This is a genomic window from Nocardioides islandensis, assembly GCF_015352455.1.
GTDB classification, from domain to species: domain Bacteria; phylum Actinomycetota; class Actinomycetes; order Propionibacteriales; family Nocardioidaceae; genus Nocardioides; species Nocardioides islandensis.
This window is the reverse complement of record NZ_JADKPN010000017.1, coordinates 43,467-61,595: the sequence shown is the minus strand read 5'-3', so window position 1 is coordinate 61,595 and position 18,129 is coordinate 43,467. Positions and strand designations below refer to the sequence as shown.

Annotated in this window: 19 protein-coding genes; 11 read left to right on the top strand and 8 right to left on the bottom strand. The window is 72.3% G+C overall.

All coding sequences use genetic code 11. The annotated features are described in order from the left end of the window. Nucleotides 1-15 precede the first annotated feature (15 nt). The gene (locus ISU07_RS21225) at nucleotides 16-918 is read left to right on the top strand and encodes an oxygenase MpaB family protein (RefSeq protein WP_194708841.1); all 903 of its coding nucleotides are present in this window, start codon (nucleotides 16-18) and stop codon (nucleotides 916-918) included. On the opposite strand, the gene ISU07_RS21220 is transcribed toward ISU07_RS21225, so the two are convergent. Then, a complete protein-coding gene (locus ISU07_RS21220; protein ID WP_194708840.1) occupies nucleotides 870-1,841 on the bottom strand; it encodes an ArsR/SmtB family transcription factor in 972 nt (323 codons plus the stop codon). The genes ISU07_RS21225 and ISU07_RS21220 overlap by 49 nt on opposite strands. 61 nt (nucleotides 1,842-1,902) lie before the next feature. On the opposite strand from ISU07_RS21220, the gene ISU07_RS21215 reads away from it, so the two are divergent. The 5 genes from ISU07_RS21215 (at nucleotide 1,903) to ISU07_RS21195 (ending at nucleotide 7,472) form a co-directional block, all read left to right on the top strand. Further along, nucleotides 1,903-3,123, top strand: coding sequence for an MFS transporter (locus ISU07_RS21215; RefSeq protein ID WP_194708839.1), 1,221 nt, complete (start codon nucleotides 1,903-1,905; stop codon nucleotides 3,121-3,123). 159 nt (nucleotides 3,124-3,282) lie between these two features. Next, nucleotides 3,283-3,606: a DUF6916 family protein gene (locus ISU07_RS21210; protein ID WP_194708838.1), complete on the top strand. Its 324-nt coding sequence runs from the start codon at nucleotides 3,283-3,285 to the stop codon at nucleotides 3,604-3,606. 78 nt (nucleotides 3,607-3,684) lie between these two features. Beyond that, nucleotides 3,685-4,623 carry a phosphotransferase enzyme family protein gene (locus tag ISU07_RS21205; protein WP_194708837.1) on the top strand — a complete coding sequence of 313 codons (939 nt, stop codon included), beginning with the start codon at nucleotides 3,685-3,687 and terminating at the stop codon, nucleotides 4,621-4,623. A gap of 9 nt (nucleotides 4,624-4,632) precedes the next feature. Beyond that, nucleotides 4,633-5,301, top strand: a complete 669-nt coding sequence (locus tag ISU07_RS21200; protein ID WP_194708836.1) for a Pr6Pr family membrane protein — start codon at nucleotides 4,633-4,635, stop codon at nucleotides 5,299-5,301. A gap of 47 nt (nucleotides 5,302-5,348) precedes the next feature. After that, nucleotides 5,349-7,472, top strand: coding sequence for a HelD family protein (locus tag ISU07_RS21195; protein WP_194708835.1), 2,124 nt, complete (start codon nucleotides 5,349-5,351; stop codon nucleotides 7,470-7,472). Here the strand turns inward: ISU07_RS21195 and ISU07_RS21190 are convergent. After that, a complete protein-coding gene (locus tag ISU07_RS21190; protein WP_194708834.1) occupies nucleotides 7,435-8,385 on the bottom strand; it encodes a GNAT family N-acetyltransferase in 951 nt (316 codons plus the stop codon). The genes ISU07_RS21195 and ISU07_RS21190 overlap by 38 nt on opposite strands. A gap of 81 nt (nucleotides 8,386-8,466) precedes the next feature. Further along, nucleotides 8,467-9,687 (bottom strand): HNH endonuclease signature motif containing protein, encoded by a 1,221-nt coding sequence (locus ISU07_RS21185; protein ID WP_194708833.1) that lies wholly within the window; start codon nucleotides 9,685-9,687, stop codon nucleotides 8,467-8,469. Nucleotides 9,688-10,228: 541 nt separating this feature from the next. On the opposite strand from ISU07_RS21185, the gene ISU07_RS21180 reads away from it, so the two are divergent. The 4 genes from ISU07_RS21180 to ISU07_RS21165 all read left to right on the top strand — a co-directional run bounded on the left by ISU07_RS21180 (nucleotide 10,229) and on the right by ISU07_RS21165 (nucleotide 12,818). After that, on the top strand, nucleotides 10,229-10,780 hold the full coding sequence (locus tag ISU07_RS21180) for a dihydrofolate reductase family protein (protein ID WP_194708832.1): 552 nt from the start codon (nucleotides 10,229-10,231) through the stop codon (nucleotides 10,778-10,780). An 18-nt stretch (nucleotides 10,781-10,798) separates the two neighbouring features. After that, on the top strand, nucleotides 10,799-11,779 hold the full coding sequence (locus ISU07_RS21175; protein WP_194708831.1) for a CorA family divalent cation transporter: 981 nt from the start codon (nucleotides 10,799-10,801) through the stop codon (nucleotides 11,777-11,779). 74 nt (nucleotides 11,780-11,853) lie between these two features. Continuing rightward, complete coding sequence (locus ISU07_RS21170; protein ID WP_194708830.1) at nucleotides 11,854-12,240, top strand: YccF domain-containing protein; 387 nt, start codon at nucleotides 11,854-11,856, stop codon at nucleotides 12,238-12,240. Continuing rightward, the gene (locus ISU07_RS21165; protein ID WP_194708829.1) at nucleotides 12,234-12,818 is read left to right on the top strand and encodes an HD domain-containing protein; all 585 of its coding nucleotides are present in this window, start codon (nucleotides 12,234-12,236) and stop codon (nucleotides 12,816-12,818) included. The genes ISU07_RS21170 and ISU07_RS21165 overlap by 7 nt, the downstream gene beginning before the upstream one ends. Here the strand turns inward: ISU07_RS21165 and ISU07_RS21160 are convergent. From ISU07_RS21160 to ISU07_RS21150, 3 genes are read right to left on the bottom strand one after another with little or no spacing between them, the layout of a single operon-like run. After that, nucleotides 12,809-13,213: a VOC family protein gene (locus ISU07_RS21160; RefSeq protein ID WP_194708828.1), complete on the bottom strand. Its 405-nt coding sequence runs from the start codon at nucleotides 13,211-13,213 to the stop codon at nucleotides 12,809-12,811. The two genes, ISU07_RS21165 and ISU07_RS21160, sit on opposite strands and share 10 nt — an antisense overlap. A 9-nt stretch (nucleotides 13,214-13,222) precedes the next feature. After that, nucleotides 13,223-13,483, bottom strand: coding sequence for a DUF4031 domain-containing protein (locus ISU07_RS21155; RefSeq protein ID WP_194708827.1), 261 nt, complete (start codon nucleotides 13,481-13,483; stop codon nucleotides 13,223-13,225). Nucleotides 13,484-13,491: 8 nt separating this feature from the next. Continuing rightward, complete coding sequence (locus ISU07_RS21150) at nucleotides 13,492-14,214, bottom strand: copper homeostasis protein CutC (protein WP_194708826.1); 723 nt, start codon at nucleotides 14,212-14,214, stop codon at nucleotides 13,492-13,494. A gap of 53 nt (nucleotides 14,215-14,267) precedes the next feature. Here ISU07_RS21150 and ISU07_RS21145 point away from each other — a divergent pair, with 53 nt between their 5' ends. After that, on the top strand, nucleotides 14,268-14,606 hold the full coding sequence (locus ISU07_RS21145) for a hypothetical protein (protein ID WP_194708825.1): 339 nt from the start codon (nucleotides 14,268-14,270) through the stop codon (nucleotides 14,604-14,606). A 161-nt stretch (nucleotides 14,607-14,767) separates the two neighbouring features. Here ISU07_RS21145 and ISU07_RS21140 read toward each other — a convergent pair whose 3' ends face one another. Together ISU07_RS21140 and ISU07_RS21135 are read right to left on the bottom strand one after the other, a co-directional pair. Then, a complete protein-coding gene (locus tag ISU07_RS21140; protein ID WP_323742742.1) occupies nucleotides 14,768-15,439 on the bottom strand; it encodes a GntR family transcriptional regulator in 672 nt (223 codons plus the stop codon). A 149-nt stretch (nucleotides 15,440-15,588) separates the two neighbouring features. After that, a complete protein-coding gene (locus ISU07_RS21135) occupies nucleotides 15,589-18,126 on the bottom strand; it encodes an ABC transporter permease (protein ID WP_194708824.1) in 2,538 nt (845 codons plus the stop codon). Between the last annotated feature and the right edge of the window lie 3 nt (nucleotides 18,127-18,129).

The following is an 18,129-nucleotide window of genomic DNA, read 5'->3' as shown; positions in this document are numbered from 1 at the left end:
CCGTACGCTCGGGCCATGACCCCGGTCGCGCGCGTCCGGCACCGACTCGGTGCCGAGCTGTTCCGGCGCGTCGCCGGGCCGGACGGCGCGCGTCACCGCGAGCGGATCCACGGCACGCCGGGACCGCGGTGGTTCGAGGCGGGCAGCCCGATCGCGCGGGTGCACGGCGACGCGTCGATGTTCGTCGGCGGCATCCGGGCGGTGCTGCTGCAGACCATGCACCCCGCGGCGATGACGGCCGTGGCCGAGCACTCCGGGTACCGCGGCGACATGTGGGGCCGGCTGGCGCGCACCAGCCGCTTCATCGCCGTCACCACGTTCGGCACCGAGGCCCACGCGCAGCAGGCGGTCGACGCGGTGCGTGCCATCCACGAGCGGGTCACCGGCACGCTGCCCGACGGCACGCCGTACGTCGCCTCCGACCCGCACCTGCTGCTCTGGGTGCACGTGGCCGAGGTCCAGAGCTTCCTGCTCGCCCACCAGGTCTACGGCAAGCACCCGCTCGACCAGGCCGGCCGCGACGAGTACGTCGCCCAGACCGCCGTGGTCGCCCGCAGGCTCGGCGTCCTCGACCCGCCCACGACCGAGGCGGAGCTCGACGCCGCCGTCGAGTCCTTCCGGCCGGAGCTGGACGCGACCGACCATGCGCGCGAGGCCGTGTCGTTCCTCGTCTGGCACCCACCGCTGCCGATCGCGGCCCGGCCGCCGTACGGCGTGCTGGTCGCCGCCGCGGTGGGGCTGATGCCTGTCTGGACCCGGCGTCCGCTGCGGCTGCCGTGGCTGCCGGTCAGCGAGCGGACCGTCGTGCGCGCGCTCGGCAAGGCCGCGACCGGCACGGTCCGCTGGGCGCTGCGGCCGCCTCCCGAGTCTCAGCCGCCGGCGGCGACGAGCGCGTCGCCCAGCGCCGTCCGCCAGTAGAGGACCTCGCGGCCGGAGCGACGGCGGAGCACGACACCGGCCTCGAGCAGCACCTTGAGGTGCCCGCCCACCGAGCCCAGGGCCTGGCCGCTCAGCGCCACGAGCTGTGAGGTGCTGCGGGGCACGTCGAGCAGGGTCAGCAGCTCGGCGCGGTTGGCGCCGACGAGCGGGGCCAGCCCGGCGCTGCTGTCGGCGTCGACCTGGGCCAGCCGGCCCGAGACGGGGTAGTAGAGGGCGTAGCGGTCGGCGTGCCACCCCACCCACGTCCCGGCGGCGTGGGTCGGCACGAACAGCAGGGTGCTGCCCTCGTCGATGGTGTGGGTCGGCAGGTCGTACCGGTTGATGCGCAGCTGTCCGTCGCCGACCCACTCCCGGTCCCGGCCGAGGTCACGCAGCACCGCGCCCCAGCCGTGGCGGGCGAGCTGGGAGGTACGGGCGACGATGTCGGCGCGCAGGATGCGCTCGCGCCGGGCCCAGTCCGACTCGAGGGTGTGGGACCACAGCCAGACCGCCAGCTCCACCGCGACGTCGACGACTCCGGGCGCCATCAGCGTGGCGGCGAGCGGGGCCTGCGTGGTCTCCCGCAGGTCCGCCCTCAGCTCGTCGTCGGTCAGCCCCCGCAGGTGCGCGAGGCCCTCCTCGAACGTCTCGTCCACGCCGATCGGCGGGATGCTGAGGTAGTCGGCCAGCCAGCCGATCACGCCGGGCCGGGCAGGACGGTGGCTGGCGGCGACCAGGTCGGCCACGTCGGGGCGCCGGGCCAGCCAGGACCCGAAGGCTGCGCCGTGCGCCTCGCGGAACGCCCGCTGGTCCGGGCCGCTCGGCCGGGTCAGCGCGCTCAGTGCGCCGGTCACCTCGGCCATCGCCGATATCGCGAACCTGGTGCCCGCCATCACGTCCGCGGGCACCCGCCAGGTCCCCATGATGTTTCGCCTCCTCGCGAAACATTATGCGGTCACCTGCCGACCTGGGGAAGGTGTCGTCATGCGCACCTACCGCGAGCTGTTCTCGATCGGCGAGTTCCGGGTGCTGTTCACCACGACCTCGCTCAACGTGGCGGCGGGGTCGGTGGCCAGCCTGGCGCTCGGCACCCTGACCTACACCGAGACCGGGTCGCCGCTGCTGGCCGCGTTCGTGATGTTCGGCGGCCCGCTGGTCCGGCTGGCGACCTCCTGGTTCCTGCTCAGCCTGTCCGACCTCTGGCGCCCGAGGACCGCGCTGGTGCTTGCCGCCGGCATCGGGGTCGTGGCGGACCTCGCCCAGGCCGTCCCGGAGATGCCGATGGCGGTCCGCCTCGTCGTCCTGGTCATCCCGTGGATCCTGCTGTCCGCGATGGGCGGCAGCATGATCGCCCTCGTCTCCGACGTGGTGCCCGAGGGGACGTTCATCTTCGCCCGCGCCACCATCAACATCGCCGTCGGCGTGATGCAGATCGTGGGCTACGGCCTGGGCGGTCTGCTCCTGCTGGCCTTCACCACCAGCCAGCTCTTCCTGGGGGCCGCCGCCTGCTCGTTCCTGGCCCTGCTGCTCGTGCGCTTCGGGCTCGGCGACCACCCGCCGCGCGCGTCCGGCAAGGCGGTGGAGCGCAGCCGCGCGGTGAACCGGCTGCTGCTCGGCTCCCCCGTGCTGCGCCCGGTGTACCTCGCGCTCTGGGTCCCCAACGGCCTCGTCGTCGGCTGCGAAGCGCTGATCGTGCCGTACGCCGGGGAGCGGGCCGGCTTCCTCTTCGCCGCGACCGCCATCGGCATGCTGGCCGGCGACGTCCTGATGGGCCGCGTCATCGCGCCGGACCGGCGGGACCGACTGGTCGAGCCCGCCCGGTTCCTGCTGGCGATCCCGTGGCTGTTCTTCCTGCTCCAGCCCGGCCTGGTGGTGGCCTGCCTGCTGGCTGCGCTGGCCTCGGTCGGGTACTGCGCCAGCCTGCCGCTCCAGGAGCGGCTGGTCGGCCGCACCGCGCCCGACATCCGCGGCCACGTGCTCGGGCTGCACGGGCTGGGCATGATGTCGATGCAGGGGGTCGGCGCCCTGCTCGCCGGCGGCGTGGCCACCCTTCTCGGTTCGGATTCCGAGGCGGCGGGCATGGCGATCGGTGTGATGTCCGCCGGATCGGTGCTGGTCACGTTGTCGCTGGTCAGAGGCCTGCAGCGCAGCCGCGACGGCCGGTCACCCGACGTCATGGCGCTCCCCGTCCCGGCAGATCACTAGACCGGTCCAGACAAAAGCTGCGAAATCCGTCGTCAGATCGGCCGAGCCTCATAGCCCGAACGGGCCATCCGGAGCGTGTCGGGCCACGCCGCGGCGTTCGCGCTCCCACACTCGTGTCATCCCCCCACCAGCACCCCCCAAGCAAGAAGGTGACCCGCGATGACGATGACGCCGATCCGCCGGCACATGGAGCCGACGTACTCCGGGCTGCGTCCGCTCCTCGGCAGCGAGGTCACCGTGAGCGCGAGCGTGCTCGACGGCGGCGGCGTGGTGCCGCTGACCCTGGAGTACCTGTCCGACCCGGTCAGCTGGGGCGGCGCGATGACCTACAGCCTGCGCCTCACCGGCCCGGTCGACGCCCGCCTCTCGCCCGGCCGCTACGAGGTCGTGCACGCCGCGTGCTCGTTCGTGCTCTCGCTGTTCCCGGTGGCCGACGAGGTGCTGCACGTCCACTACGAGTCGTACCTCAGCGAACCCGTCTGACATCCCCCCGGTCGTCGCGCCGGCGAGGACTCCCCCCGACCTCGCCGGCGCGTACCGGCCACCCGTCACCATGGGCCTGTGGACCGCCAGTTGGCCGCCCTGGTTGCGGACCGCTTCGACCTCGGCCCCGACGCCCGGCTCGAGGTCGAAGCGGCGCGCGGTGAGCAGGGCCAGGTACGTCGCCTGGTCACCGCGCGTGGCTCGTACGCGCTGAAGGAGTCGTTCGGCGACGTCGACGCGGACGAGGCCGAGGCCACGGCGGCGTTCCAGGCACGGTGCCACGACGCCGGCGTCACCTGCCCGCGTCCACTCGCCGACCGCGACGGCCACTACCTAGCGAAGGTCGACGGCTCGCCGGTGCGCGTGCAGACGTGGGTGGACATCGCCGACGTCGACCCGCTGCTGGACCCCGCGACGGTCGGCGAGACGGTGGCCCGGCTGCACGCCGTGGTGCAGCCCGGGACGGAGCGGCCGCACGAGTGGCACACCGAGCCCGTGGGCGCCGGTGAGTGGCGCGCGCTGGTCAAGGCGGCGCGCGGGGCGGGCGCCCCGTTCGCGGAGTCGCTGGCGCGCCTCGTCCCGGACCTGCTGGCGGCCGAGGAGCTGCTGACCCCGATGGCCGGCGAGCAGTGGCTGCACCTCGACCTGTGGGCCGACAACGTGCGCGCCGGCCCCGACGGATCGGCGTTCGTGATCGACTTCGACAACGCCGGCCCGGGCGAGCCGACCCGCGAGCTCGCCATGGTGCTGTTCGAGTTCGGCCGCGACGACCCGGCTCGCACGGCCGCAGTGGTGACGGCGTACGAGGCGGCGGGCGGTCCCGGTCGGGTCCGCTCCCCGGAGGACTTCGGCGTGACGGTCGCGCAGCTGCACCACATCGCGAGGTACCAGGTGCTGGGCTGGCTGAACGCGCGCGACCCGGAGGCCCGCGCCCGCGCGCACGCCGGCGTGCGCGAGTTCGTGGACGAGGCGCTGACCGTGCCGTGGATCCAGCGACTGGTGTCCTGGGCGTCCTAGGCTGCGCGCATGAGCCCCCGCGCCGCTCGCGCCTGGCACCTGCTGACGTTCCTGGTGGCGGCGTTCGCGCTGGTGTTCCAGCTGGTGCTGGTGCTCCGCGGAGGCCGCGTCCTCGACGAGACCAACGCGCCGAGCACCGGCGAGCACGTGCGGCGGTACTTCTTCTACTTCACGATCCAGAGCAACATCGCTGTCGCGTGGGTGACGGCCCTGCTGGCCGCCGGCCGCGAGAGCGACACCCGCTCCTTCCGCGTGCTGCGGCTCGACGCCGTGCTCGCCATCGCGGTCACGGGGGTCGTCCACTTCGTGCTGCTGCGACCCTTGCTCGACCTGCACGGTGCGGACTACGTGGCCGACAAGCTGCTGCACATGGCCGTGCCCGCGCTGGCCGTCGTGGGCTGGCTGGTGTTCGGGCCGCGGGGCCTGCTGGCGCGCCCGGACGTGCTGCCCGCGCTGGTGTGGCCGGTCCTCTACCTGCTGCTCATCCTGACGACCGGTCCGGTCTTCGACTGGTACCCGTACCCGTTCCTCGACGTGGCCGAGCACGGCCTGGGCGTCGTGCTGCTGAACTCGCTGGGCATCACGGTGCTGTTCGTGGCCTTCGCCTCCGGGCTGGTGTGGCTGGACGGCCGGCTACCCGGGATCAATTCGGGTGACAGGGAGGGCGCCCGGGCGTAACGTCGCCCGGCTTCCACTACTCCAGCCGCTACCGCGGAGGTTCCGTCATGCCCGTAGGAGACCCCGACCCCGACGATCCGCAGGCGGCCCTCGCCGCCGAGCAGCACCACCTGGCCGAGTCCCGCGAGCAGCTCGCGCGGATGCGCGCCCGGACCGCGGCGATGGACGCCTCGGCCGGCGGCGACTGGGTCAGCCGCGAGTACCTCCAGTCCACCTTCGCCCTGCGCATGAAGCAGCTGGCCGACGACCCGACGATCCCGTTGTTCTTCGGCCGGCTGGACTACAGCGACGACTCGGCGAACGACGGCGGCAGCTTCCACATCGGCCGCCGCCACGTCAGCGACCTCGAGGGCGACCCGCTCGTCATCGACTGGCGGGCGCCGGTGTCGCTGCCGTTCTACCGGGCCACCCGCACCGAGCCGATGGGCGTCGACCGGCGCCGCCGGTTCGGGTTCCAGCACGGCACGCTGACGTCGTACGAGGACGAGGACCTCACCGCGGCGACCCCCGAGGCCGAGTACTCCGCGATCCTCGAGCAGGAGATCGAGCGGCCGCGCGTCGGGCCGATGCGCGACATCGTGGCCACCATCCAGCCCGAGCAGGACGTCATCGTCCGCTCCGACCTGTCGCAGTCGATCTGCGTGCAGGGCGCCCCGGGCACGGGCAAGACGGCGGTCGGCCTGCACCGCGCGGCGTACCTGCTCTTCGCCCACCGCGAGCAGCTGACCCGCCAGGGCGTGCTGGTCGTCGGGCCGAACGCGAGCTTCCTGAGGTACATCCGCGACGTGCTGCCCGCCCTCGGCGAGGTGGAGGCCAAGCAGTCGACGATCGAGCAGCTCGCGCTCGGGACGCTGCGCGACCTCAACCCGAAGTGGAGCGTGCGCGGTGTCGAGGCCGCGGACGTCGCGACGCTGAAGGGCGACGCGCGGATGGCCGAGGTGCTCTCCCGGGCGCTGTGGTCGCACGTGACGATGCCCACCGAGGGGCTGGTCGTGCCGCGCGGGGCGCGGCGGTGGCGGGTCGCGGCGTACGAGGTCGAGGAGCTGGTGCGGTCCCTGCGGTCGCGTGGGGTGAGGTACGGCGCGGCGCGGGCGATGGTCCCGCAGGCGCTCGCGCACCGGATCCTGGTGCGCATGGAGCTCGCCGGCGACTCCCCCGACGACCGCGTGCAGTACGCCGTGGCGCGCAGCAAACCGGTGAAGGACTACGCCGCCGCGGTGTGGCCGGCGGTCGAGCCGGCCCGGCTGGTCTGGCGTCTCCTGTCCGACCCCGTGTTCCTGGCATCGGCCGCCTCGGGGGTGCTGACCGAGGAGGAGCAGGCACTGCTGCTCTGGCCACGGCCGAGCAAGAGCCCGGCCTCGACGCCGTGGACCCTGGCCGAGGCGATCCTGGTCGACGAGGCGTGCGACCTCGTCGAGCGCACCGGCTCGGTCGGGCACATCGTGGCCGACGAGGCGCAGGACCTGTCGCCGATGATGCTGCGCGCGCTGGCGCGGCGTTCCTCGACCGGCTCGCTGACCGTGCTCGGCGACCTCGCCCAGGCCACCACGCCGTGGGCCTCCCGCTCGTGGGCCGAGGCGCTCGGCCACCTCGGCAAGCCGGACGCGCACGTCGAGCAGCTGACCCGCGGCTTCCGGGTGCCCGGCGAGGTGATCGAGTACGCCGCTCGCCTGCTGCCGGTGATCGCCCCGGGGCTGGAGCCGCCGACGTCGGTCCGCCGCACGCGCGGCGAGCTCGAAGTGGTCGCCGGTCCTGCTCTCGACGCGGTCGCGGCCGCCGTCGGGCGCGAGGGCTCGATCGGCGTGATCGCGCCGGACGCGTCGATCGACGGGCTCGCGGCGTCCCTGACGTCGGCCGGTGTCCGGTTCGGGATCGTGGGTCGCGACGAACCCGCGTCTCCCGACCAGGTCGAGACGGAGTTCGACCAGCACCTCGACCTGGTACCGGCGTCGCTGGCGAAGGGCCTGGAGTTCGACCACGTCGTCCTGGTCGAGCCCGCTGCGGTCGTCGCGGCCGAGGCCGACCGCGTGACCGGACTGCGCCGCCTCTACGTCTGCCTGACCCGGGCGGTCACGTCGCTGGTCGTCGTGCACGACCAGCCGTTGCCCGAGGAGCTCGGGGCCACCCCGGACCTCAGTGCCGCGGCATCCCGGGCAGGCCTGACGGCGTGACCCACACGTAGCCGCCCACGACCCGGCGACCGACCGACAGCGCGTTGCGCAGGGAGGGCTGGTTGTCGGGATGGATCGTCCCCCACAGCACGTCCCCGTCCGCGGCCGGCAACGCGTCGACGAGTCGCTGGACGACGCCCGCCGCCAGCCCGCGACCCCGTGCCGCGGCGTCCAGGCAGATCTCCTCGACGCCGAACCCGCTCATGCCGTGCCGGTCGTCGCGGATCGCAGCGACCACGCCCGCGCTCGTGTCGTCGACCACCACCTCGAACAACAGACCCTCGTCGGCGCAGTGCGCCAAGGACTCCTGGTCCTCCGGGGTGGCCCAGGTGTCGCGTCCCCGCGGGAGGGCGGCGTAGATCCCGGCGGCCCGGTCCGCCAACGGTCCGGGCTCGCCCGGACGCAGCGCGACGGCGTCGTACGACGCGGCGCGTGGCCACCTCCTGAGCTCGTCGACCCGGCCGGCCACGACGTGCTGGTCGACGCGTCCGTCGATCGCGGACGGGTCCGGTGGCTCGACCCGCAGGCACAGCGGGGCGAACGGGCCGAAGTACGGGAGGACGGCATCGGCCACGGCCGCGAGCCCGTCGTCGGTGGGAGGGGCGGTGGTCGCCACGATGTCGACGAACGGGCGCGCGACGTCGAGCGCGCGGAACCGGATGCCGGCCACCGACCAGCCGCCGTCGGGGAGCCTGATGCGCCGGTTCGCCCACTCGAGCGGGCTCGTTCCCGGGTGCAGCCCGACGTCGTCGCGGAAGGACGCCCCGAACTCCTCGTCGTCGACGCGTCCGGCCTCGTCTGCCAGACCGTCCGCGAGCTGGCGCAGCAAACGGTCGTCGTCGTACCACGCGCGGATGGCGGGCGCGGTCCACGCCAGCCGGGCGTGCGCCATCTCCTCGACCAGGTCGTCCATGACGCCCGACCCTAGGAGGCTCGTTGAGCGACGAGGAATGGCCGCTCTTCGCCACAGAGGTCACCCCGGTGTGAGCTGCCCTCACGTCCTGCGGTGGAAGGTGGTGGATCCGTTGGCGTGGTGGTGGGTCTGCCAGGCGGGGTCGTGGGCGCGGTGGTGGTGGAAGGGGCAGAGGAGCTTGCCGTCGGCGAGGTTCGTCTTGCCGCCCCTACTCCAGGGTTGGTTGTGGTGGTGGGCTTCGCACCAGGCGGCGGGGATGGTGCAGCCGTCAGCGGTGCACTGGCGGTCGCGGAGGGCCATGGCCTTGCGTTGGGGTCCGGTGAAGAGGCGCTTGCTGCGGCCGAGGTCGAGGATCTCGCCCTTGCCGCCGAGGACGACGGGGATGATGCCGGCCTGGCAGGCCAGCCGGCGGGTCTGTTCGGCGGTGACCCGGTCCCCGGTGGAGGTCTCGGCCAGACCCGTACCGGTCTTCAGGGACTCGAGGTCGATCATCACCATCACGCTGGTGGCGGTCCCGCCGTGCTTGGGCAGGGCGTTGGCGGGGAGGTTCTCCAGCAGGGCGCAGAACGCCTCCCCGCGGCGTCGGGGTGCGGGCAGCTGGTCGACGTCATCCCCGAGCGCGTCGCCGAGCGGTCCGCGGCGTGGTGCGGTGTAGGACTCCAGGTAGGTCTGGCACCGCCGCGCGACCGGCGTGGGGACGCGGGCGTAGAGGTCGGAGGACCCGTCGCCGCGGTGCCGGATGGTGACCTTGGTCGCGGCCCGGGCCCTACGGTCCTCGGCCAGGAGTCGCTGGTACTCGGCCTCCTCGGCGTCCTCGGGGGCGATGACCTCCAGCAGCCTGGCCCCGAGCCGCCTCAGCTCGGGTGGTCCGAAGTGGGCGGCCTCTCCGATCAGGTAGGCCTCGCCCTTGTCGCGGAGCTCGGGGTCCAGGTTCTTCGGCAGCCGTGCCAGCGCGTCGACGATCTCCCGCGCCTGGGCCACGTTGACCGCACCTTCACCCATCGCGGAGGTGGTGCGTCCGCCTGCACCGGCGAGCTTCTCGCGGAGCCGGATCTGTCCGATGCCGTCGCGGGTCTCGGCGGCCAGCCAGTGGGCGGTGGACCGGGCTCCGGTCTCGACCGCGATGTCCTCAGACACGGCCAGGACACGAAGGCGATCCGCTTCGGCCTTCGCGATCACCTGCGAAATAGCAGTCAGCCGCGTCTTCCGCTCGGCCACCGTCTGGTAGATCGGGTCCACGCCGGCGAGGTCGTCGAGGGCGGCGTTGATCGCCGCGATCGGGGTCTCGGACCGGCTGGACATGGATCAATCCAAGCATCGACCACCGACAGTGGTCGGGCCTCAGAACCCCTTGTCCACAAGGGATTCCGAGAATCTGGCCAACCATCTTCAGGAGGTTGTTTCGGGCGGTGACCACAGCGGTCGACCCTCCACGGACCTGCCAGCGCGCACGGCCTCCAGCTGGCCACCGCCACCACCTACGGCGACCAGCCACCCCTGTTCGTTCTTCACCACCGCAACCCCTGCGGCGGGTGAGCCGACGTCGGGGTCGCTGGGTCTCGTGACGGGACTTCGTCTCTCCTCGACCAGCGGTGGTGGCCGGGTCTCGTGACGGGACTTCGTCCCTCCTCGACCAGCGGTGGACCTCGCCCTCCTCGACCAGCGGAGGTCGACGGGTCTCGTGACGGCACTTCGTCCCTCCTCGACCAGCGGTGGACTTCGTCCCTCCTCGACCAGCGTTGGAGTTCGTCCCTCCTCGACCAGAAGGCGACCGAGCTGTCGGATTCGTACCCGGCCGTTCGTGGCAAGGTCACACAACCCACTCCACGAGAGGACCACTGACATGAATGCCACCATCGCCGCCCACGAGTTCATCTCCGCCGACGGGGTGTTCGAGTCGCCGAGCTGGACGTTCGAGTTCGGGTTCGACCCGAAGATGGGCGAGACCCTCGCCGCGATCACCGGGAGCTCGAGCACGATCCTGCTCGGCCGCAAGACGCACGAGATGTTCGCGCCGGCCTGGCGCGACCGGACGGCCGCGGAGGACCCGGGAGCGCCGTTCTTCAACGAGACCGAGAAGTTCGTGGTCGGCGCGCACGAACCCGCCGAGGAGTGGGCGAACACGACCCGACTCGGTGCGTACGACGCGGACGCGATCCGCCGGCTGAAGCAGGAGCGCGACGGGGTCATCTACGTCTCCGGCAGCGGGCAGCTGGTCCGCCAGCTCGTCAGGGACGGGCTGATCGAGGAGATCCACCTGTTCGTGTACCCGGTATCGCTCGGCCGGGGCGACCGCTTCTGGGCCGAGGGTGAGCAGACCACGCTGACGCTGAAGGACCACGACGTGTACGACAACGGCGTGGTGCACCTCTGCTACGGGCCACCGACCGCGTAACCGCCGTACGCTGGCGGCGTGGAGGTCCGCTTCATCGGCGCAGAGGGCGTCCGTACCTGCGAGCCCGAGGACGTCGTGGAGCTCTTCTCCCACGACGACGGCTTCTACTGGATCGACGTACCCACGTGGGACGACGCCGCGGAGGCGTTGCTGAGCGGGCTCGGCTGCCACTCCCTGGTCCTCGAGGGCTGCCGGCAGCGCAACTACGTGCCGACGGTGCACGCGTACCAGGACCAGGTCTTCATCACGTCCCAGTCCCCCTACCTCGGCCACGCCGGGCACGTGCACCTGCTCGAGCTCGACCAGATCATCGCGGCGTCGTTCCTGGTGACCGTGCACGGCCCGATCAACCCCGAGCTCGACGTCTCGGTCTCCCTGGTCGAGACCCAGGGCGTGCTCGCGCGCCTGGAGAGCGGACGCTTCCACCCGAAGACGCCGACCGAGCTGGCGTACGCCGTCACGTCGGCCATCGCGCGCCGGCAGCGGGCCGCCATCGGCGAGGTGTCGCTGAAGCTGCCCGGCCTCGAGAAGGAGGTGATGGGCTCCAAGCTGACCGACCCCGAGCTGCTGCTGGAGACGATGTTCCTGATCCGGCACGAGCTCATCACGACGCGCACGATGGCGGCGCAGTGCCACGACGTGTGGATGCGGCTGGCCGGCATCGGCCGGATGAGCGACGACGTCGACGCGGCGTACGCCCGCGACATCGCCGACCAGTTCGACCGCGTGCGCTCGATCGCCGACGGGGAGTCGCAGTTCCTGTTCGGCGTGATCGAGCTGTACCAGACCAAGGTGCACACCAAGATGACCGTCGCGATGGAGCGGCTGGCGGTGATCGCGGCGGTCACCCTGCCCGTCACCGCTATCGCGTCCGTCTACGGCATGAACGTGATCGTGAACTCCGCGACGCACTGGACGCAGCTGATCATCGTCCTGGTGGTGATGGTCGTGATGAGCGGGGCGCTGCTGACCTGGGCCCGGCGCCAGGGCTGGTGGTGACCGGCTAGGGAACGCGCCGTTCCCAGTGGGGCGTGCGCACCTCCGGGTCCACGGCACCCTGTCACGATGGAGACGTGCGCTTCGTGCTCAACGTCCTGTGGCTGGTCCTGTGTGGTTTCTGGATGGCCATCGGCTACGCCGTCGCCGGCATCGTCTGCTGCGTGCTGGTCGTGACCATCCCGTTCGGCATCGCGTCGTTCCGGATCGCGAACTACGCCCTGTGGCCGTTCGGACGCACGATCGTGCAACGGCCCACGGCCGGCGCGCCGTCGGCGATCGGCAACGTGATCTGGTTCGTGTTCGCCGGGATCTGGCTGGCGATCGGGCACCTGATCACCGGCATCGCGCTCTGCCTCACGATCATCGGCATCCCGCTGGGCATCGCCAGCTTCAAGATGATCCCGATCTCCCTGACCCCGTTGGGCCGCGAGATCGTCGACAGCCGCACCGCCGCATGGTGACCTGGCCGCTCGGCGAGGACCTGACCGACGTCCGCGACGCACTGCTGGCGGCGTACGCCACCGGCCGCGGCTACCACGACACCCGCCACCTCGCCGAGGTGCTCGACCGCGTCGACGAGCTGCGCGCCGCCGGCGAGAGGTTCGACGTTCTCGCCGTCCAGCTGGCCGCGTGGTTCCACGACGCCGTGTACGACGGCCAGGACGGCGCCGAGGAACGCTCGGCGCAGTGGGCCCTCGACGCCCTGCGCGGACGCCCCGGCGCGGAGGAGGTGGCCAGGCTCGTGCGGCTCACCGAGCACCACCGGCCCGCGGACGACGACGCGGAAGGCTGCGTGCTCTCCGACGCCGACCTGGCGATCCTGGCCGCGTCACCCGAGCGCTACACGGAGTACGCCGCCGACGTCCGCCGCGAGTACGCCCACGTCCCCGACGACCTGTTCCGCGCGGGTCGCGCGGCCGTGCTCGGCGACCTCCTCGCGAAGCCGTCGCTGTTCCACACCCGGCACGCGCGCGACCACTGGGAACCGCGCGCCCGCGCCAACGTCGCGGCCGAGCTCGCCGACCTCGCTCAGGTGTAGAGGCAGAACGGGTGGCCGGCCGGGTCGAGCATCACCCGCACGTCCTCCTGCGGCTGGTGGTCGGCGACCCTCGCCCCGAGCTCGACGGCGTGCTCGACGGCCGCGGCGAGGTCGTCGACCTCGACCTCGATGTGCATCTGCATGCCCTGCCTGCCCGGCTCGGGCGGCCACACCGGAGGTTCGTAGACCTCGGCCCTCTGCACGGTGAACGAGCCGACGCCCTCGCCGAAGTCGAGGGAGCCGCCGTTGTCGTCGATGTCGTAGATCGGGACGCCGAGGATCTCCGACCAGAACCGCAGCAGCGTGGGCGGGTCGGGCGCTTCGACGTTCACGCCCCACCAGTCCTTGCGCTCCCAGCGGTCCGTGCTCGCGTCCTTGTTGGTGCGTCCACGCATCGTTGTGTCCTACCGCGCCCGCTTCCGGCGCCGCAACCCTGCCCGCACCAGCATCACGACGAGGTCGCGCGAGGACATGGGGACGGCCCCGAGCGCGATCGCCGCGTCGTACAGCTCCGCCGGCACGTCGTAGTGGTCACGGTCGAAGCCGCGCGGCGGGATGCCGAGCTCGGCGGCGAAGACGTGCAGCTCCTCGTACGACGTGTCGCTGGCCAGGTGGGACCAGGTGCGGCCGTACCGGGGCACGGCCGGTGGGTCGATGACGATCACCGGCGCGCTCAGATCCTGGCCATCGCGTCGTCGAGGAGGGTCCGCCAGGACCGCACGTACCCGCCGTCGACGTAGGCCTTCGCGGACCCGCCCGGACGTACCTGCGGCCCGACGTGGAAGGCCCGGACGCCCTGGCGCACCAGCCAGGGCACGTGCTCGGCCGTCAGCCCGCCGCCCGCCATCAGCCTGGCCGCGACGAGCGGGTCGGACTCGGCGGTGGCCAGCAGGTCGTCGTACCCGACCTCCATCCCGCGCGGCGACCCGGCCGACAGCACCTGCTGCAGCCGCGGCAGCGGCAGCAGGCGGCGCCAGGAGCGACGCGGGTCGAGGGTGTGGTCGACGGCGTGCGTGAACGTCCACGGCACCTCGGGCAGCCGGTCGGCGAGCGCGGTGCACGTGGCCACGTCGATCTCGAGGTCGCTGTCGAGGAAGCCGAACGCCACTCCGGTCGCGCCGCACGCCAGGTAGTCCTCCGCGAGCCCGACCAACCGCTCGAGCTCGCCGCCGGTCGTCGTCCAGGAGTCGTTGAGCCGCAGCAGCACGTACATCGGCAGCTCCGACTCGCGGCCGATCGCCGACACGGTGCCCGGCTCCGGCGACAGCGCCACCGGGTCGCCGGGGGCGAGGACGTGCAGGCGGTCCGCCCCGCCCTCGGCCGCCCCTGCCACGTCGCGCGGTTGGATCACGACCACCTCGAGCAGCGGCCGAGGCAGCCCCGCCAGCCCTCCCATGGCCACACTGTAGAAGGCGCACCGGTCAGGGTGCGCGAGGCAGAATCGGTCGGGTGGACGCATCCGTGATCTTCGCGGCCCGCGCGCTCGTGCTCGCCGACCTCCAGGCCCGCGGCCGCGCGACCCCCGATGCCGTCTCCGTCCTCGAGGACGCCATGTCCCAGCGCACGTGGTGGGCCGAGCAGTGGCCGGAGGGCGAGGCGTACGTCGCGGGGCTGGTGGCGCAGGACGTCCAGGACGCCCTCTTCGAGACCACCGGCCGCTGGCCGCTCTGCACGGGCTGCAACGGGCCCGAGCACGCCCTCTACATCCAGCCCGACCTCGGCGGCCCCGACCCGATGTGGGTGTGCGAGGAGACCGGTGAAGCGGTCGCCCCGTTGGGACACCTGTAGAGATCGCTGGTCGAGGAGGGACCAGGTCCCCTCACAAGACCACGGCGAGATCGCTGGTCGAGGAGGGACGAAGTCCCGTCACGAGACCACGCTCGCAGGCGAAGCTCACCGGGTCTCGTGACAGGCGCCAGGGCGCCTTCCTCGACCAGCGGTGGCGGTCGCTAACCCTCCACGCCGAGCTGGACGCGCAGGGTGTAGCGGTCGGCGCGGTAGCAGGAGCGCGAGACCTCGACGACCGCGTCGCCGGCGAGCGCGCGACGGGTCTGACGGAGGACGGCGGTGCCACCGGCGATGCCGAGCAGGTCGGCCTCGTCGGGGCTGGCGACGTCGGCGGTCACGGTGTCCTCGGCCCAGGTGGGACGCAGGCCGCGAGCACCGAGCTCGTCGTACAGGCTGGCCGGCAGCGGCGCCTGCAGGAAGCCGGGGAGCATGACCTCGTTGAGGTAGGCGTCCTCGATGGCGATGACCTCGCCGTCGGAGCAGCGCAGCCGCTTCCAGTGGATGACGGCGTCGCCGGCGGTGATGCCGAGGGCGCGGGCCACGCCGGGACCGGCCTGGCCGAGGCGGGCGTGCAGGGTCTGGTTCTCCGAGGTGAGACCGACGCGGTGCATCTCCTCGGTGAAGCTGGTGAGCCGGCCGACGCCGCGACGCGGCCGGGCGACGAACGTGCCGCGACCGGGGATGCGCTCGAGGAGCCCCTCGGTGACGAGGGCGTCCATGGCCTGCCGGACGGTCATCCGGGCCACACCGAACTGCTGCACGAGCTCGCGCTCGGACGGCGCCGGTGAGCCTGGCTCGGCGTCGCGCACGAGGGCGCGAACGTATTCGCGCACCTGTACGTGCTTCAGCGCGCCGCTTCCCGCGGCGTGGAGCAGTTGTTCCACAAGAGGGACGATAGGACCCTGCGTGTCCCCGCGTCACAGGATCGCCGAGACTATGGCCTATCGGTGTCACCGGCATGGCGCCAGATGACTAGGACCTACTAGTCGGTAGCGATCGCCCGGAGGACGTCGAGACGGGCCGCGCGGCGGGCCGGGAGGACGGCCGCGAGCACCCCGATCAGCACCGCCGCGACGAGGAACAGGCCCAGCTGGCTCCACGGCACGCTGATGACCTCGAGGCCCTGGTCGCGCAGCTTGTAGAGCATCGCGACGCCGAACCCGATGCCGAGCAGGACGCCGAGCAGCGCTCCCAGCACGGCGATCACGACCGACTCCAGCGTGATCATCCACCAGAGCTGGCCGCGCCCCAGCCCGATGGCGCGGAGCAGCCCGACCTCGCGGGTGCGCTCGATGACCGACAGCGCCAGGGTGTTCACGATGCCCAGGGCGGCGATCACGACGGCCAGCCCCAGCAGCGCGAAGATCATCGCCACGATCTGGTCGATCGGCTCCCGCTGCTCGGCCGCGAAGCCCGCCTGGTCCTTCACGGTCACGATCGGCAGCTTCGCCACGACCGCGTCCAGGTCGTTCTTGATCCCCAGTCGGTGCTGCGTCACGAGGATCAGGGCGTTGTCCGAGGTCGGGTACCCCTGGTCCTTCAGCGTGTCCAGCGTCGTGACGGTCGGGAAGAAGATGACGGGGTTCTTCTCGAAGATGCCGACCACGCGCAGTCGCAACGGGCCCTTCGGCGTCTTGTCGATCGTGTAGGTGTCGCCGACGGACAGGTGCTCGTGCTCGGCCCAGTCCTCGTCGACCAGCATGGTGCCGTCGGCGAAGTCGGCGGTCGCCCCGTGCACCAGCCGGATGCCCAGGAACTCGGTGTCGCGGGGGTCGACGCCGGCGAACCCGAAGAAGTCGCCGTCCCGCTCGCCCTGAGCCCACCGCTGGCGGACGATCCGCTCGACGCCCGGCACCTTCGCCATCTCGGTGGCGATGCTGCGCGAGAACGGCTCGCCGAACACGCTGCTGACGACGTAGTCGCCCTTGAAGTTCTTCTTCACCGCATCGTCGACGCTGGCCTTGGCCGACGAGCCGATCATCGCCATCAGGCAGCCCAGGGCGAGCCCGATCATGAGGGCGGATGCCGTGGCCGTCGTACGTCGCGGGTTGCGCAGCGAGTTCTGGCCGGCGAGGTTGCCCACCGAGCCGAACGCCCGTCGGTACGTCGCCTGCGCGGCCGCCAGGAACGGCCGGCTGATCACCGGGCTGACCGCCGTGACCCCGAGCAGCACCGCCAGCGTGCCGGCGCCGAGGACGTACCCGCCCTTCGGCACCGAGCCGAACAGCCCGAGGAACATCATCGCCACGCCGAGCAGGACCCCGAGGACACCGAGCAGGAGCCGGCGGTGGATCGAGGTCTCGGGCAGCGCGATGTCGTCGCGCAGCGCCTGCACCGGGGCGATGCGGGCGGTACGACGCGCCGGCAGCCACGCGGCCGCCATGGTGACGAGCACGCCGACGACGTAGCAGGCCAGCACCGTGCGCGGCGCGAAGATCAGTGGCTGGCCGGTGAGGTCGAGCCCGAAGTTCGCGAACAGTGCCCGGATCCCCATGGCCAGCACGACGCCCAGGCCGACGCCCAGGGTCGCGCCGATCATCCCGACGACCAGCGCCTCGACCAGCACCGATCGGGTCACCTGTCTGCCGGAGGCCCCCAGGGCCCTCAGCAGCGCGAGCTCGCGGCTGCGCTGGGCGACCAGGATCGAGAACGTGTTGACGATGAGGAAGGCGGCGACGACGACCGAGACGCCGGCGAAGATCAGCAGGAAGGTCCGCAGGAAGCTGATCGCGTCCAGCAGGTCGGTGGCAGCCTCCTCCGCCGCGTCGTCTCCGGTCACCGCCTCCAGGTCGGCCGGCAGCGCCGCGGCCACCTCGTCGCGCAGCTGCTGCTGGGAGACGCCGTCCCTCGCGGTCACCCAGATCTGGGTGAAGGCGTCCTTGCCGTCGAGGAACAGGTCCTGCGCGCGCGCGGTGTCGAAGCCGGCGTACGTCGCGCCGTTCAGCGTGCCGCCGTCCGGGAAGCCCATCAGGCCCACCAGCGTCGGCGTGATGAGCGCCTGGTCCCCGGCCGTGACGATGTGCACCTTCTCGCCGAGGAAGTACCCGGACCGCTGGGCGGTCTTGGTGTCGAGCACGACCTCGTCGGGGCCCTCGGGCGGTCGGCCCTGCACGAGCGTCAGGCCGGTGAGCCCGTGGCCGGCCGGCGCGTCGGAGTACGACCCGCCGAACGCCGGCGGACCCTGGCCGCCGACGACCTTGTTGTCCTTGTCCACGACGTACACGCCGATCGCCCGGATCCGGCCGTCCACCCGCGCCGCGTCGGGCACCTTCTCCTCGAGCGTGCGCACGACGTCGGCCGGCATCGACACGGTCGAGGCGCCCAGGTTGTCGGCGCCGTCGGCGGGGCGGACGACGACGTCGCCGACCGTCGAGGCGAACAGCGCGGTGAAGCTGCGGCCGAGGGTGTCGGAGAAGATCAGCGAGCCGCCCACGAACGCGACCGACAGCACGATCGCGAACGTGCTCATCAGCAGGCGCACCTTGCGCCCGAGCAGGCTCTTGAGGGCGGCGCGGAACAACCT

Coding starts and splice junctions, on each gene's coding strand:
- ISU07_RS21160 (WP_194708828.1), bottom strand. CDS start 13,213: ATGCGTGGACGCACCAACAAGGACGCGAGCACGGACCGCTGGGAGCGC.
- ISU07_RS21190 (WP_194708834.1), bottom strand. CDS start 8,385: ATGGACGACCTGGTCGAGGAGATGGCGCACGCCCGGCTGGCGTGGACC.
- ISU07_RS21225 (WP_194708841.1), top strand. CDS start 16: ATGACCCCGGTCGCGCGCGTCCGGCACCGACTCGGTGCCGAGCTGTTC.
- ISU07_RS21165 (WP_194708829.1), top strand. CDS start 12,234: ATGGTGACCTGGCCGCTCGGCGAGGACCTGACCGACGTCCGCGACGCA.
- ISU07_RS21195 (WP_194708835.1), top strand. CDS start 5,349: ATGCCCGTAGGAGACCCCGACCCCGACGATCCGCAGGCGGCCCTCGCC.
- ISU07_RS21180 (WP_194708832.1), top strand. CDS start 10,229: ATGAATGCCACCATCGCCGCCCACGAGTTCATCTCCGCCGACGGGGTG.
- ISU07_RS21210 (WP_194708838.1), top strand. CDS start 3,283: ATGACGATGACGCCGATCCGCCGGCACATGGAGCCGACGTACTCCGGG.
- ISU07_RS21150 (WP_194708826.1), bottom strand. CDS start 14,214: ATGGGAGGGCTGGCGGGGCTGCCTCGGCCGCTGCTCGAGGTGGTCGTG.
- ISU07_RS21215 (WP_194708839.1), top strand. CDS start 1,903: ATGCGCACCTACCGCGAGCTGTTCTCGATCGGCGAGTTCCGGGTGCTG.
- ISU07_RS21185 (WP_194708833.1), bottom strand. CDS start 9,687: ATGTCCAGCCGGTCCGAGACCCCGATCGCGGCGATCAACGCCGCCCTC.
- ISU07_RS21220 (WP_194708840.1), bottom strand. CDS start 1,841: ATGGGGACCTGGCGGGTGCCCGCGGACGTGATGGCGGGCACCAGGTTC.
- ISU07_RS21200 (WP_194708836.1), top strand. CDS start 4,633: ATGAGCCCCCGCGCCGCTCGCGCCTGGCACCTGCTGACGTTCCTGGTG.